General features: G+C 69.5%; 16 protein-coding genes. 7 read left to right on the top strand and 9 right to left on the bottom strand.

Going from position 1 to position 12,826, the window contains the following annotated elements; all coding sequences use genetic code 11:
• The 4 genes from AB0J02_RS41105 (at position 1) to AB0J02_RS41090 (ending at position 3,138) form a co-directional block, all read left to right on the top strand.
• Positions 1-810 (top strand): hypothetical protein, encoded by an 810-nt coding sequence (locus tag AB0J02_RS41105; RefSeq protein WP_363199040.1) that lies wholly within the window; start codon positions 1-3, stop codon positions 808-810.
• Positions 807-1,286, top strand: a complete 480-nt coding sequence (locus AB0J02_RS41100; RefSeq protein ID WP_363199039.1) for a hypothetical protein — start codon at positions 807-809, stop codon at positions 1,284-1,286. Before AB0J02_RS41105 ends, AB0J02_RS41100 begins: the two co-directional genes overlap by 4 nt.
• A 100-nt stretch (positions 1,287-1,386) precedes the next feature.
• Positions 1,387-2,241 carry a DUF317 domain-containing protein gene (locus AB0J02_RS41095; RefSeq protein WP_363199038.1) on the top strand — a complete coding sequence of 285 codons (855 nt, stop codon included), beginning with the start codon at positions 1,387-1,389 and terminating at the stop codon, positions 2,239-2,241.
• Between the two features lie 27 nt (positions 2,242-2,268).
• A complete protein-coding gene (locus tag AB0J02_RS41090) occupies positions 2,269-3,138 on the top strand; it encodes a DUF317 domain-containing protein (RefSeq protein ID WP_363199037.1) in 870 nt (289 codons plus the stop codon).
• 606 nt (positions 3,139-3,744) lie between these two features.
• Here AB0J02_RS41090 and AB0J02_RS41085 read toward each other — a convergent pair.
• The gene (locus AB0J02_RS41085) at positions 3,745-3,927 is read right to left on the bottom strand and encodes a hypothetical protein (RefSeq protein ID WP_363199036.1); all 183 of its coding nucleotides are present in this window, start codon (positions 3,925-3,927) and stop codon (positions 3,745-3,747) included.
• Between the two features lie 348 nt (positions 3,928-4,275).
• On the opposite strand from AB0J02_RS41085, the gene AB0J02_RS41080 reads away from it, so the two are divergent.
• The 3 genes from AB0J02_RS41080 (at position 4,276) to AB0J02_RS41070 (ending at position 5,644) form a co-directional block, all read left to right on the top strand.
• Positions 4,276-4,506 carry a hypothetical protein gene (locus AB0J02_RS41080; RefSeq protein ID WP_363199035.1) on the top strand — a complete coding sequence of 77 codons (231 nt, stop codon included), beginning with the start codon at positions 4,276-4,278 and terminating at the stop codon, positions 4,504-4,506.
• Between the two features lie 242 nt (positions 4,507-4,748).
• On the top strand, positions 4,749-4,925 hold the full coding sequence (locus AB0J02_RS41075; RefSeq protein ID WP_363199034.1) for a hypothetical protein: 177 nt from the start codon (positions 4,749-4,751) through the stop codon (positions 4,923-4,925).
• A gap of 197 nt (positions 4,926-5,122) precedes the next feature.
• Positions 5,123-5,644: a hypothetical protein gene (locus tag AB0J02_RS41070; RefSeq protein ID WP_363199033.1), complete on the top strand. Its 522-nt coding sequence runs from the start codon at positions 5,123-5,125 to the stop codon at positions 5,642-5,644.
• A gap of 346 nt (positions 5,645-5,990) precedes the next feature.
• On the opposite strand, the gene AB0J02_RS41065 is transcribed toward AB0J02_RS41070, so the two are convergent.
• The 8 genes from AB0J02_RS41065 to AB0J02_RS41030 all read right to left on the bottom strand — a co-directional run bounded on the left by AB0J02_RS41065 (position 5,991) and on the right by AB0J02_RS41030 (position 12,726).
• Positions 5,991-6,392 (bottom strand): hypothetical protein, encoded by a 402-nt coding sequence (locus AB0J02_RS41065; protein ID WP_363199032.1) that lies wholly within the window; start codon positions 6,390-6,392, stop codon positions 5,991-5,993.
• A 78-nt stretch (positions 6,393-6,470) separates the two neighbouring features.
• Positions 6,471-8,210, bottom strand: a complete 1,740-nt coding sequence (locus AB0J02_RS41060; protein ID WP_363199031.1) for a relaxase/mobilization nuclease domain-containing protein — start codon at positions 8,208-8,210, stop codon at positions 6,471-6,473.
• A gap of 3 nt (positions 8,211-8,213) precedes the next feature.
• The gene (gene mobC, locus AB0J02_RS41055) at positions 8,214-8,594 is read right to left on the bottom strand and encodes a plasmid mobilization relaxosome protein MobC (protein ID WP_363199030.1); all 381 of its coding nucleotides are present in this window, start codon (positions 8,592-8,594) and stop codon (positions 8,214-8,216) included.
• Positions 8,595-9,150: 556 nt separating this feature from the next.
• Positions 9,151-10,137, bottom strand: coding sequence for a DUF2637 domain-containing protein (locus AB0J02_RS41050; protein ID WP_363199029.1), 987 nt, complete (start codon positions 10,135-10,137; stop codon positions 9,151-9,153).
• Positions 10,134-10,718 carry a WhiB family transcriptional regulator gene (locus tag AB0J02_RS41045; RefSeq protein WP_363199028.1) on the bottom strand — a complete coding sequence of 195 codons (585 nt, stop codon included), beginning with the start codon at positions 10,716-10,718 and terminating at the stop codon, positions 10,134-10,136. The genes AB0J02_RS41050 and AB0J02_RS41045 overlap by 4 nt, the downstream gene beginning before the upstream one ends.
• A 99-nt stretch (positions 10,719-10,817) precedes the next feature.
• Complete coding sequence (locus AB0J02_RS41040; protein ID WP_363199027.1) at positions 10,818-11,528, bottom strand: ATP-binding protein; 711 nt, start codon at positions 11,526-11,528, stop codon at positions 10,818-10,820.
• Positions 11,528-12,466: a hypothetical protein gene (locus tag AB0J02_RS41035; RefSeq protein WP_363199026.1), complete on the bottom strand. Its 939-nt coding sequence runs from the start codon at positions 12,464-12,466 to the stop codon at positions 11,528-11,530. Before AB0J02_RS41035 ends, AB0J02_RS41040 begins: the two co-directional genes overlap by 1 nt.
• A gap of 2 nt (positions 12,467-12,468) precedes the next feature.
• On the bottom strand, positions 12,469-12,726 hold the full coding sequence (locus tag AB0J02_RS41030) for a hypothetical protein (protein ID WP_363199025.1): 258 nt from the start codon (positions 12,724-12,726) through the stop codon (positions 12,469-12,471).
• Positions 12,727-12,826: the final 100 nt, after the last annotated feature.

The following is a 12,826-nucleotide window of genomic DNA, read 5'->3' as shown; positions in this document are numbered from 1 at the left end:
ATGGAGGACCTGTACGAGAGCCTGGAATACGACTACCGGCTCGCCGGCTTCCAGGCCGCCACCGAGCGGGTCGAGGACGACTTCATCCACGTCACCATCTCGGACGACATGTTCGTGCCGATGGCCGCCCACCACAGCGCCGATGGCCGCGACAGCTACCTGCTGTTCTACGACCGGGCAGCCATCTGGGGCGTCCCCGGGCAAGCCGAGTTCGTCGCCCTGCGCATCACTCGGGACATCGACCAGCGCACGTACACCTTCGACATCGAGCGGGCCGCGGTGGTCCCCCTGGCCCAGAACTGGCTCATCCGGCAGGGCTGCCCACCGGAGGCGACCCTGGCCACGCGTAACCATGGGCCCCGGCCGGCCGATGCTCTCACCTCACGGCTCGAAGACCTGCTGCGCACCAACGCGGAGAACCGGTACGAGGTCCTCGACGACTTCACCGACAACCCGTGCACCTCCGATTTCGGCGTCGAAACACGCTTGGTCGTGTACGACCATCACCCCGACTCGGCGTCCGCCCCGTACCGGCTGTTCCTCGAAGAGACCGACAAGAACCTCCAGACGTACACGGTGCGCGAAGTCGCCTTCGCAACTGCGGAGGAAGCCGACGACTGGGCCATGAACCGCAGTGCCCCGCTCCCGCTCGCCCCGGCACCGGGCAACCCCTCCACGCGTAGGGTGCAAGCCGCTCGTGCCCGCTCCACGACCGAGGGACCCGCCCCTCTGGCCGTTCCACCGGCTGCGGCCGCCGCGCCCCGAACACCTCCGGCCACCGCGTCACGGACTCGCGGAGGTGCGCGATGAAGGCGGCCCGGTACGCATTCGCCGCGCACCCCGAGGCCCTCGCCGATCTGCGCGACGTACCGGAGAACATCCGCGACCTCGCTCTACTGGAGTTGCAACACCTCGTCCACGGCAACGAACGCGGCGCGGCGCTCACCCGCGAACTGTCGGGCTGCCACAAGGTCTACGTCGATCCGGAGACCCGGTGGCGGATGGTCATCCAGTTCCGTGATGCCCCCACCACGTCCCAGCATCGGCGCGAGATCTACCTGCTGGCCGTCGGCGAGCGCCAGGACCATGCCGCGTACCGCCTGGCCTCGCGCCGTCTGGAGCGCGAGCGCCAAGCCCCGGCCGACCCTTCGCACAGTCAGCGTGCAGAGGCCGCCCGCTCCCGTTCTCCCCGGGGAAGTGCCGGGCCGTCCCAAGAGGCACCGGCGCCCCAGCCGCGCGTCCCGGCACCTGTGGCGCAGCTGCCTTATCCCTCCCGGGCGAGGTGACGCCGTGGCGACCGCCAGACCTCCCTAGCCCCCAAGTGTCCGCGTGGCGCCAGCCCCGCGCCGCGCCGACGCTCGCGCACCACCTCGGAGGTTCTCTGCCATGCCCCCGTCGCCTCTCGACGATCTCGATCCCAACACCGAGGTCTTCGTCTCTCCCGTGCACCTCGCCGGCGCCGGAAGCCGTGACGTCGTCTTCAATATCCTTGACTCTGCCCCTGGTTGGTCGAAGACCGTCGCCTTCGAGACGGACACGTACTACACCAGCCCATGCCAACGCGTACGGATCGCCAACCCGTTGGAAAGCTACTACGGCGGATGGACGATCACTTTCTCCGAAGACCCGCTCGGCGTCCCGGACTGGATCTCCACCTTCGACCGCGGGACCCCGAACGAGGCCGTCGCCGCCTTCGCCCGGGTCCTCGTCCACAGCCTCCCCGGCAACTTCCGCGACTACTTCAGCGACGGCAAGCACTACGGCCCCGGACCAGAACAACTCATCCGCGACGGCGAGTGGGAGTTCGTCCGCGGCAGCCGCCCCCATCTGAACGTCGCTCCCGACGGGCACATGGCCCTGCGCACCCGAGACGGCTGGGTCCACGAGTACAACGAGCTGCTGGTCCCGGCGAAGTCACTGTGGCGCCTGTCGGCAGGACCCGACCCTGTGCACGCTCCGACCTGGCGTGCGTTCTTCAGCGGCAAGACGCACCCGCACCTCCGTGCCGCCGCCATCGCCGCGCTCATCAGCAGCACCCCCGTCCCGCGCTTCGCTGCCGACATTCCCGAGCACCACCACCGTCTGGTCGACGTACACCGCACCGCCCCCACGGCCACCGTCCGCGCACAGGCAGCCCTGACCCGCACGCCCCACGTCCCAAAGCCGACCAGCGCCATCAACGCGCCCACCTTGACCACGAACCCCCGTCCCGCCCATGGCCGTTCCCGCCGTCAGCGCTGAGCATCACCCAAGGTCCGGAGTCCCACCATGCCCACACGCCTCGAAGGCGACTTCTTCGTCTCCCCCGTCTACCTCGCCGGCTCCAGGACCATCGGCGACCCAGGCCTCCAGCCACTTCTCGGCCTCGGCTTCACCCTCGCCCACGACGACCTCGGCAACGCCTACGTCACCTCGCCCGATCAGTGCCTCCGGCTCGGCTACCTGCCCGAAGGCCCGGACAACATCCTGTGGAAGATCACCGCGCATCGGCACCCGTTCGACGAACCGGAGTGGATGGCGACCTTCGACGCAGGCACCCCAACGGAGCTGGTCACCGCCTTCACTTCGACGCTCGCCGACGGGTACCGCAACGATCCTGACACCACCTTGTTCAGCCCTCACCAACAGATGCAGGAAGGCTGGTTCCCCCTGCAGGACGCAGGTTGGCAGCTGGACAGCGGGCGTCTGATCACGGTGTCCACGGCCCCCGACCGTCTCGCCGGCCTCGCCTACTCCGGACGCTTCCTTACCCGGCAGGCCGAACTCCACGGCGATGAGCAGCGCTGGGTGCTCTGGGGCGGCCAGGACGGATATCACTCAGGCTGGTGCGCCACGTTCACCTCCGGCGTGCCGAAGCCGCTCATCGCGGCGACCACCGCCCGCCTGGCCAGCCAGGATCCGGTGCTGCGCTACGGACCCGAGATACCCAAGCTCAACCGCTCCGCCGCCCGCATACGCCCCGTGCCACCTCCGGTCCCGACTCCGCTGGAAGTGCAACGTGCCACGGCGGCCCGCGCCCGTTCCCAAGGACACCGCCTCGCGGCCACCAGGGCGGTCGCTCATACCGCGGCGGGTACCCTCAGCGCCGCCCTGCCCGTCCGAACGCACCACCGCCCTGCTGCTGCCGCTCGCCTCTGAGCAGGCAACCTTGCCAGCTTCTGCCTGCCGTTTCGCGGCTGGAGGGCGCCGCCCCACCCCTCTTCCACCACTCGCATTCGCCCTACACGCGGGAGCCCTCGATGCCTGACGACTCCGGCCTTGCCGCCGCCGACGTCATGATCACCTCAGCCTGGGGTCATCCCGTTGACGAGTGATACGACCTCCTGCGTGAGGGCCGCTCGAAGGATCCGGCGCTGGTCGCCGTGCTGGGCATCCGTATCGCCCTCGTCATGGACGACAGCGACATGGCCATGCAGCAGGCCCGTCTCCAGCACATGACGCGTCCGGATAGCGTGCCCGTCTTCCACGAGTCCGACCGGATCGAGGCCGCCTCCACCAACTGGATCGCCGCGCTGCGGGAAGCCAGGCCCGTATGCACGCCACCCCATCCGTTATCGGCGCCTTCCCTTCGGGGTACCTCGCCGACGGCCTTGCCCGCTCGCTCGGCAAAGAAGCCACGCCCCGAGCAGACGCAGCACACGACCGTTCATCCTCGGAACCCTCGGCCGACCACGCAGCTGGCCGCGAAGCATTGCCCGTCGTGGCGTCCTTCCCGGCCCGCGAACCGGCGTGTGCCTACCGGCGTTAGTCCGTGCCGCCGTCATGCCGCGCAGGGGGAACTTGGCCGGTGACCGCGCCCACCGCCGTCGCCAGCTCCTCGACACTGAGTTCGACACGTCGGCCGTCCGCCATCCGGGCCCTTCCCAAGGAACCCGCCGCCGCGTCATCAACAGCCTCCGTGTAGGCGAGCTGTTCCTCGTCCCGCAACTTCTTCTCCTTCTCCGTCGGTCGCCTCGGGCACAGCTCTCGGGGCGACCGATTCATTCCATCGTGGGACGGCACAGGGGGGGGTGGCGCCGAGCCGAGTTCGCCCACGGCAGACGTGCACCGCGGCAAAGGACTGGAGACCTGCTTCGCGACCATGCCAACGTACGACCGTCTCGAAAAACCCCAGGTTAACAAAGGGATTCCTGTGCGTATCGCTGATCACCTGCAACCTCGTGCACACCCCTACCGAACTCCCATACACCGTCTTCGCCAAGCACGACTGGCCGCTGGATTGAACCGCCCGCTCCCCTACTGATCCACGCCAACTGCGCAGCCTTGGAGGCTCCCTTGCCCAAGACGATCACCATCGGACAACTGATCCACCAGCTCCAGACCTTGGACCCGGATCTCCCCGCGTACCTCGCCATCAACCCCGACTGGCCCTTCGCTCACCGCATCGGGAGCGTCGTCGAGGACCGTTCCGCGTTCGGGGGCGGGGCCGTGTACATCGCCGAGGACGGCCAGCAGGAGGTGCTGTCCCCGAACGTCCGCTCCCAGCTCAACTGGTCCACGGCGTGAACCGCCGCACTTCCCGGGACCACGAGTGCCGCTCGATGAACTCGTCGAGCGGCACTGTGCCCCTCAATCTGCTTGCTGCAGGGCCCATGCCCTCGGGTGCGCGTGGGGCGCTGATCCGCTCTGTCCCCCAGCGGGCTTCCGCTCCGGTTCTCGCGCGCTGGGTCTGCGCCTGCGACCGCACTCCGCTCCGCCCTGGCACCCTCCTCCTCAGCTGGACGCCTTCAGCGCCGGGTGGGATGAACGTGACCGCTCGCCTCGGTCTGTCATCGGCAGAGGTCCTCCTCGCGACCTGGCCGAACCTTCACGACGGCTGGCCCCCGGTCGTCCGCCCCACGCTGCTGGAGGTCATCGAGCTGCACGCCGCACTGTCCGTGGCCACGAACGCACTGCACCTGGCCAATCACCTCGCCGACGCCTGATTCCGTTCTTCGAGTCGTACGACGACAGGGCTGTCCCACAATGGGACAGCCCTGTCGGTGTGCGCCAAGGACTACGGCGAATGTGTACGGATAGAGGTTGACCGATGTTCGGTTCCCGGCGCCACACAGCGGCGTGACGGAACGCCACCGGGCGCATCGCCGAGGCCGCCCAGCCCTGCGCCGATAGGGTTCCGATCATGAGCGAAAGCACATCGCCGGAACCCACCGCGTACGACCGCGCCGCGGTGCTCGGCGAGCGCCTCAAGGAGCGCATCTACTCATCCCTGACCCTGCTCGCCGTCCTCGTGGGCCTCGCGCAGGGCGGGCACGTCACCCACAAGGGGGCGACGGTGGCGGTGGCCGCCACCGCGCTCGGCCTGTGGCTGGCGACCCTGGTGGCGGACCTGCAGGCGCATCCCGTCGTGCACGGGAGGCGGTCCACCCGGCACGAGATCCGGCACGAGCTGTTCACCAGCAGCCCGCTGCTCACCAGCGCGATCGGACCGCTGCTGCTGATCGGCATGTCTGCGCTCGGGGCCGTAGACCTCACCACGGCGCTGTGGATCGCCGCGGGCTCCGAGGTCCTCACGCTCGCACTGTGGGGCTTCGTCGGCGGGCGCCGGGCCGGCGTGGGCCTCTTGCACGCCGTGGTGACTTCGGCGCTCAATGCCGCGATCGGCCTGGGCGTCGTCTCCGTGAAGCTGCTCGCCGGGTACTGATCCTCGTCCGGTCGCCGAGGCTCAGGCCGTCGCGGGATCGCGAGCAGGCTGACCGAACGGTGCCGCGTGAGGAGCGGACTGAGGAGACACCGTCGGCGACGACGGCCGCGAAGCCGAATTCGCAGATGCCGGTATGGCGCGAAGGAGTGGGCTGGTCGGTGCAGTCGCCATCGGCCCAGATGAGGGCCAGTTGATCCTGCAGATCGGCGTCTTGGCGTAACAGTGCGTGGGCGCCGCAGTCCATCGGCGATGAGGCCGGGCGTGACCAGCGGCTACGCTGCGAGATCCGAACTCGCTCAGAACCTCCATGCAGCCAGAGGGCCTTGGGGGTGTCGGGACGGGATAGCTACTCGGGGCGCGGCTCCGCGAAGTACGTCCCGGCGAGGGAACCGTCGTAGCCCATGGCCTGGGCGCCGGCCTCCAGGCTCGGGTGGTCGTGACCGCCGACGTCGATCATGGCCTCGTAGTCCGCGCGGGTCAGCTCGGGCTCGACCCACTCGTGGGCGCAGCGGCAGCGGATGCGGATCGTGCTGCGGTCGCAGATGACCATCCAGTCGCGGCGCGCGCCGCAGTTCGAGCACATGACGAGGATGCCCGTAATGCGGATCTCCTCGGGATGAGTGGTAGCGCGCAGACGGATGAGGCCGTCGCCGAGCTGCGTCTCCTGCTGCAGGCGGAGCAGGGGGTCGTCAGTGCCGACGGTGGCCGACGGAAGGGTTCTGGGGGTGTGGACGTCTTCGCTGAGCATGGTCTTCGTCCTCCTCGTCCTCTTGTTGACCAGCCGTAACAGGTGTCGATTGCAGATGTCCACCCCTTTGTGGTGCCGTCAGTGCCGAGACCCTCGTGGTCGATGGGGGCTTGTGTCGGGCTGCACGGCGCGGGGCTGTGGCGCCACTTGTGGGGCTCGCGGTGTTGCAGGTGGTTTCCTGCGGGTGGTCGAGGTGCGGTTCGAAGCTGGTGCGGCAGGCAGGTCGGCAATGCGGCGCAAGCGCCAGACGAGTACGTCGGAGACACTGTCCGCCGTGTTCAGTTCCCGCCACTCAATGGCTTGTTGGAGCAGTGCGTCGGGGTCGTGTCCGGTTTGTTCGGCCTGGGCGAGCGTGGCGGTGAGCGCGTCCCAGCCGGACTCGCGCTGTATGCGTGGGGCCTGATCTGGCAGGGCGGCTTCGAGCGTGTGGGCGTAGCGGTCTCGCTGGGGTGCGGGGAGGCGGCGGCCCTGCTCTCGCATCGTGGCCATGGGTGGGGTGGCGGCAGTGCGGTAGGCGGCACGCAGGTGCTCGGCAGCCCGCCGGGCGGCTGCGGCCTGCTGTGCGTGTCCGCGGGCGGAGTGCCAGCGGATGGCCGCGACTGCGGCGAGGACCATGGTGGACAGGAGCATCGCGGTGGTGCCGCCGTCCTCGCCCTTACCCAGGGCACTGCCGGCACGGACGATGCCGCGTGCGGCGGAGCGCAGAGCGCGATGGTCGGCATGTTCGGCGCGGGTGTGGGAGCGAGTGGCGCGTTCAAAGGCACGGGCGGCGTCGGCGAGTTCCTTGCGGGTAGCTGCGGGTGCGGTCTGCGCGACGGCGTCGAGAAGTTCACCGACACCGACGAGCTGGGCCGCGCCGACCATGTCGCTGCCGTCTACGAGGTGAGTGACGGCCTGCTCGGCGACGTGGGCGGCGGTGCGGCGGGCGCGGGCCGGGCGCTCGGCGGGACGCACTGCGAAGGACGATTCGTCTTCGGTCAGGTCGGCCGCGAGGCGGAGGCGGATCTGTGGGAGGGAGAGGTCGGGGGCGAGGCGGGAGCCGGGGAACCAGATGGGCTGGCCGTCGCGGTTGCGGTCGCCGGGGAGGGCGACCTTATAGCCGAGGGCGTCTCCGGAGGGCGCACGGCGGACTTCGAGGCGGAGGCCCGCCTCGGCGAGGCGGCGGAAGAACTCGGCTTCGTCTGCGGCTCCGGACAGGGCCTGGCGGACGTGCTCGCGGAGGGTGTCGCGGGCCGGTTCGGGGCGGCCGGTGCGTTCGGCCTTGGCGCGTTCGGCGCTGGTGGGGCGCTGAGCGGCGGTGCCGTCTCCCTCGTTGAGGATCTGCAGCCCCCACTCCTTTTCGATCTTGCGGCATTCGGCCTGGGCGCGGATGCCGTCCTGGTGGCGGCGGGGGCTGCGTCCGTCCTCGCGTTTGAGGGTGGCGACGATGTGGATGTGGTCGTCGGCGTGCCGGACGGCGATCCACCGGCACGCCTTGTCGTCGCCGTACTCGGCGATACCGGTGGCATGGACGACGCGACGAGCTACGGCGGCCCACTCCGTGTCGGTGAGGTGCCGGTCACCGGGCGCGGTCCGCACGGGGCAGTGCCACACGTGCCGGGCAGGCCGGCGCTCCTTGGGCAGGGCGAGAACGGGGAGGTCTAGCCGGTCGGTGAGTTGCTTGAGGGTGGCGGCCGGGTCCCGTCCGGGATCGGGGGCGAGTTCGGGCATCCAGGCGGCGACGATGTGAGGGTCGACGTGCTCGTCCCGGCGGCCGGGACCGTAGAGGTAGGCCAGGAGGCCGTATGTACGGCTTCCGGTGGAGACGTCGGGGACCACGGTCTACCGCCGGGCCAGATCGATGGCCGCGGTCTCGACGCGCGCAACGGCGCGCAGGACGCGGGCAACGGCTTCGTCTGCGTGGTCGACGTGACCACCGGAGTTCAGGATGCGAGCGACCTGGTTGAGGTTGTTGCCGACGCGGGCAAGCTGGGCGCTGGCCGCCATCAGTTCCTCGACCTGGCCGCGCTGGTCCCACAGCCAGGCCTTCGGGCCACCTTGGGCCTGGGCGACCGCGACTGCGGCGTCGGCGAGGAAGCCGGCGGTCTTCAGGCCGACCGAGTCGGCGGCGCTGCGGACTAGGTCGAGTTCGTCGCGGGTCAGGCGGACGCTGCGGACTTGGTCGCGCAGCACGCTCTGGCGCAGGCGGGGGCGCGTGTGCACGGCTGCGGTCTGGTCGTCTTCTCCCCCCGGCTGCGATCCGCCCTCGGTCTCAGCCTCCGAGTCCGGCGCCCCCTGGTGCCGGGCCTCCCCTGCCGCCCCAGCGGCCGGGGTAAGCCCTTCCGAAACTCCTCCGCAGCCTGTGGCTGCGGAGGAGTTTCGGAAGGTACAGCTTGCTCGGCCACGTGCCGGGCAGTGGGCCTCGCCCAGGTGCTCGCAGGCGTGTGACGTCGGGTCGGGGGTCATTGGGGCAGGCCGAGACCAGATCGGCGCACATCGCGCAGAACGTCCGCAACGAAGTCGAGTACGAGAACAGGGTCATGGAGGGTGTGGGGTGTACTCGCGGAGGTGCGCTGCACAGTCCAGGAGCCGTCCGGCCCAGGCTCCGCGCGGTGAAGGTGTCCGTAGCGGGTGAGTACGGCCATCCAGGCATCGGCCTCGGCTGGGGTGGCTGGGGACGTACGCATATGGGGTCTCCCGTTCGATGAAGAGGTGAGGCACGGCGGTTGCCGGGTGGGGTGCGCTGTTCCGGGCACCCCACCCGGAGTGGGTTGTCCGGTCAGCCGGTCACCGTGTTGTCCTGCACCTCGGCCTCTTGGCGTAGCAGCTCCATCAGCTCGGTCAGTCGACCGTTGCTGAGCCCGTGGCCCTGGCTGCGGATGGCGTCACCGACGACCTTCCGGGTGAGTCGTCCGGCCTCGGTGACCGCTGGGCGGGCAAGGGCGAGCAGCCCCTCATCGGTGACCGCCGCACCCCTCCGGTCACTGGTGTCCGAGCCGGTCACCAGTGGCTTTGCCTGGCGCGAGAAGGCGACTGGTCGCGTTCTGATGTCCGGCTGTCCGCCCAGGTCGGCCGTGCGACCATGGTGTTCCGGTACTGGTTCGGTCGGCAGGTCCTGCGGGCGTCCGAGCTGCTGTCCACCGGCGGTGGGCAAGGTGATGTCCGCCGCCTTCTTCGTTTCCGGGCCTTGGATGACCGCAGCTCGGACGATGTTCGCGGTGGGCTGTCCGCCGTCGATCGGGTCCGGTGCGGACACGCTGTTCGTGCGCGCCACGGCGCACCTGTCGGACCGGACACTCGTGTCCTCGGACACAGCGGACAGCTCAACTTCGCCGGCCCTGCGAGCGATAAGGATGTAGAGGTGGACGGCCCCTGCAAGTGCGAGCGGAGCCAGGGTGGACAGGACCCCTACCGTGACGTCGCCGAGCCGGAGGCCGGTGCCCTCGGGCTGTTGCTGGTTGAGTCGGACCGCGTGCAGGGCATTGGCCCAGATACTCGCGGCCGTCGCCGTGCCGAACAGGAACCACACGTAGCAGCGTGCGGCGAGCGTCGCAGTCCTCAGGACCAGCAGGGCCCGGACTCCGTAGGCGATGAAGCCGTCGATGACGAGGGGAAAGACGAAGGTCAGGAGTCCGCGGATATGGATGGCGGTCGCCATCTGCTGCAGGGCGTCGTACGAGAGGGCACAACCGGCGGCTCCGAGAGCCACGATCGCGGCGCGGTCCCAACTCGTGATCCCGTTCGGTACGGAGGCGGCCTCGTTCACGCGGCCGCCCCGAGGTGGCTACGGCGGGGACCTTCCGCGTAGGCGACGGCCCGGGACTCTGCCCTCGTCCCCTCCACGTTGGTGTCGAGCTGGACCTCCGCCACGGAGCGGTTGCGCATCTCGCGCCGTGTACGGCGGTACAGCTTGTCCGCGTGCTCCTCGGTGATCTTGAGTAGCCACGCGAGGCGCTCAGCGGCGATGCCGGTCTGGTAGGCGGCGCGGACGACGGCTCGGCGCTCGCTCTTGGTGAGATGGACATCGCGACCGGACAGGGTGGCGTTGACACGCCCGTAGTCGAGGCGGTGTTCCAACTTGCTGTGCAGGGACTCCCGTTCCTCTTCGGTCATGCCACCGCGGATGCCTTCGCGGTCACCGTTCTCGAGCGCGGCGTCGAGGCAGGTACGTCGGACCGGGCACTGGGCGCACAGGGCTTTGGCCTCGTGGATACGGTCCATCTCGTCGGGCTCGGGGAAAAAGAGGTCGAGGTCGACTTCGTGGTGTCGGGTTGTTCGGCAGGCGGCGTGCTCCTGCCAGGACTGGTCACCGAGGAGGCGGGGTGTGCAGGGCTCGTTGGTGTGCATGTGAGCGTCTCCGTTCGGCCCCGGGGGCAGCGCTTGGGCAGGCGTGGCCCCCGGGGTTCGTGCGTGCGAGAGGCGAACCGGCAGCGTTCGCGGAGGACTTCAGCTGTCGACCGTGGCGCGCAGGCGCTCGACGGCCAGGGCTCGTCTGCGGTCGGGGCCGTCGAGGATGACCTTGTCCGTCATCTCGGTGAGGCGGGACGCGACGCGGTCGCCGATGTGTGCGCGAAGGTCGGCCATGCCGAGGTTGGTGGTGATGAGGGTGGGGAGCATCTCGTTGTAGCGGCGGTTGATCAGCCGCATCGTGATCTCCTCGGTCCACTCGCTGTTCTTGGCGGCGCCGAGGTCATCGACGAACAGGAGCGGGCAGCGGGCCAGGTCCATGAACTCGCGCTCACCGTCATGGCCGGGACGCGGCCGAAGCTCGGCATACAGGTCAGCGGCGGTGACCGCCTTCCAGCGGAGCCGGACTCCGGCGATGAGAAGCGAGCGGATCGCGCCGTACGCCTGGTGGGTCTTGCCCGTGCCGGTCGTGCCGGCGATGAGCAGGGATCGGCCCTGGGCGATTCCTCGGGCGCCGCCGGGACCGGGGTGTCCCACCGCGGCGACGTCCCGTACCCAGGCGGTGACGGCCGGGTGATCGGCGAGAGCGTTGCGGTAGCGGGCCGGGATACGGGAGTCGGCTGCCTGCAGCGCTGGGATCGGCTCTGGGCGTTCGACGGGAACAGCTGCCGGGTCGATGCCCTTGGTGCTGAGAATGTTGGCCAGGCGCCGGGTGAGACCGCCGACGGGCTGGGCGTCGTAGTCGCGCATCACAGCTCCTCGGCGTAGGCGGCGGCCGGGTCCGCGGGGTTGGCCCAGGGCCGGTGGGCGGCGAGGTTATGCCGGGATTCCGGCCGAGCCAAAGCTGGGGACGCGGCGTTCATCGCCTCGTTGACCAGGCTCGGCAAGGTGCTGGGGTGAAGGCCCTTGATGCGGTGCCGGGTGAGTCCGGCGCGAATGTGGTCGGCGGGGATGCCCTCGGCCAGAAGTTTGGCCGTCTCGCGGCCGAGGTGCCCCAGAACATCGCGCGGCGGCCTGTGAGCGCAGGCAGCGGCGTACTCGGCGATGAGCTGCTGGGTTGAGGCGGCGGCAGGAGCGGGGGCGCTTGCGTCCCCCGAAGGGAAAGTAGTTCCTAGATCCAGGTTCCTAGGTCCTAGATCCGGAGCGTGAGTGCCCACCGAGGATGCGGTGAGTCCTGGATGAGTGCTCACGGAGAGCTCGCCGACCCGCCTTTGACCTGCGGCTTCGTGGTTCGAAGGGGGCCCCTGAACCGTGCTCGCGTCCTCCGGGAGTCCTCCGTGATTCTGCGGTGAGGGCTCACGGAGGCCTCCCTGGGAAGTCGGGATCGCATCCGCCGACGCGTCGCAGTGGCGAGGGCAACGGGGGTGTCGGAGACCGCTGGGTCGGTTGATCTTCTGGTGCAGGCTCCAGGTGATGACGTGCAGGTAGCGTTTGCCGTCGTCTCCCTCGTACCTGCAGATCAGGTTCTCGCCTGCGAGCTGCGTCAGGTCTTCTTCGACACCGAGCGGGCCGTGCTCGGGGCGCAGCGACCAGAGCAGCCCGGCGATGACGGCGGCTTGATCACGGAAGCATCCGTGGTCGTCGGCCTGGGTGAGCAGACCGATGAAGGTTCGTTCGGCGGTCAGAGAGACCGCGGCCAGTGACTCGGAGGAGAACGCCTCGGGCTTGATGGTGCGGATCCTGGCCATGGTCAGAGCCCTCCCTCGGCGACGGTGAACGCGGCGGCCCTTGCGACATGCAGGGATCCGGTCGTCAGATCGAGGTCGTGCGCCCTGCTCCAGTCCGCCTCGGGATGGGTCCTGATGATCCAGCGTGCTGCGGTCCGTCCTTGGGCTCGGCTGATCGTGATGAGCTGGCCACAGCGGTCGTACGCGCGGGCGTAGGGACTGGGCCATGTCTGGCCGGGCTCGCGCTGCGATACGCGGATGGTGCGTGCGCCGGGCACCATGTCCGCGAGGAGAGTGGACAGGCGTATTCGGCGAGGGCCGGCTATGAGCTCGTAACACGATCATGGTGAGACGCGGTCTACCCTTGTTGGGGTGTCGTCC

Source organism: Streptomyces sp. NPDC050264 (assembly GCF_040655895.1).
In the GTDB taxonomy this organism is placed as follows: domain Bacteria; phylum Actinomycetota; class Actinomycetes; order Streptomycetales; family Streptomycetaceae; genus Streptomyces.
The sequence above is the reverse complement of the archived record's forward strand: the minus strand, read 5'-3'. Positions and strand labels throughout refer to the sequence as shown.

Coding starts and splice junctions, on each gene's coding strand:
- AB0J02_RS41105 (WP_363199040.1), top strand. CDS start 1: ATGGAGGACCTGTACGAGAGCCTGGAATACGACTACCGGCTCGCCGGC.
- AB0J02_RS41100 (WP_363199039.1), top strand. CDS start 807: ATGAAGGCGGCCCGGTACGCATTCGCCGCGCACCCCGAGGCCCTCGCC.
- AB0J02_RS41095 (WP_363199038.1), top strand. CDS start 1,387: ATGCCCCCGTCGCCTCTCGACGATCTCGATCCCAACACCGAGGTCTTC.
- AB0J02_RS41090 (WP_363199037.1), top strand. CDS start 2,269: ATGCCCACACGCCTCGAAGGCGACTTCTTCGTCTCCCCCGTCTACCTC.
- AB0J02_RS41070 (WP_363199033.1), top strand. CDS start 5,123: ATGAGCGAAAGCACATCGCCGGAACCCACCGCGTACGACCGCGCCGCG.
- AB0J02_RS41065 (WP_363199032.1), bottom strand. CDS start 6,392: ATGCTCAGCGAAGACGTCCACACCCCCAGAACCCTTCCGTCGGCCACC.
- AB0J02_RS41045 (WP_363199028.1), bottom strand. CDS start 10,718: ATGCACACCAACGAGCCCTGCACACCCCGCCTCCTCGGTGACCAGTCC.
- AB0J02_RS41040 (WP_363199027.1), bottom strand. CDS start 11,528: ATGCGCGACTACGACGCCCAGCCCGTCGGCGGTCTCACCCGGCGCCTG.
- AB0J02_RS41035 (WP_363199026.1), bottom strand. CDS start 12,466: ATGGCCAGGATCCGCACCATCAAGCCCGAGGCGTTCTCCTCCGAGTCA.
- AB0J02_RS41030 (WP_363199025.1), bottom strand. CDS start 12,726: ATGGTGCCCGGCGCACGCACCATCCGCGTATCGCAGCGCGAGCCCGGC.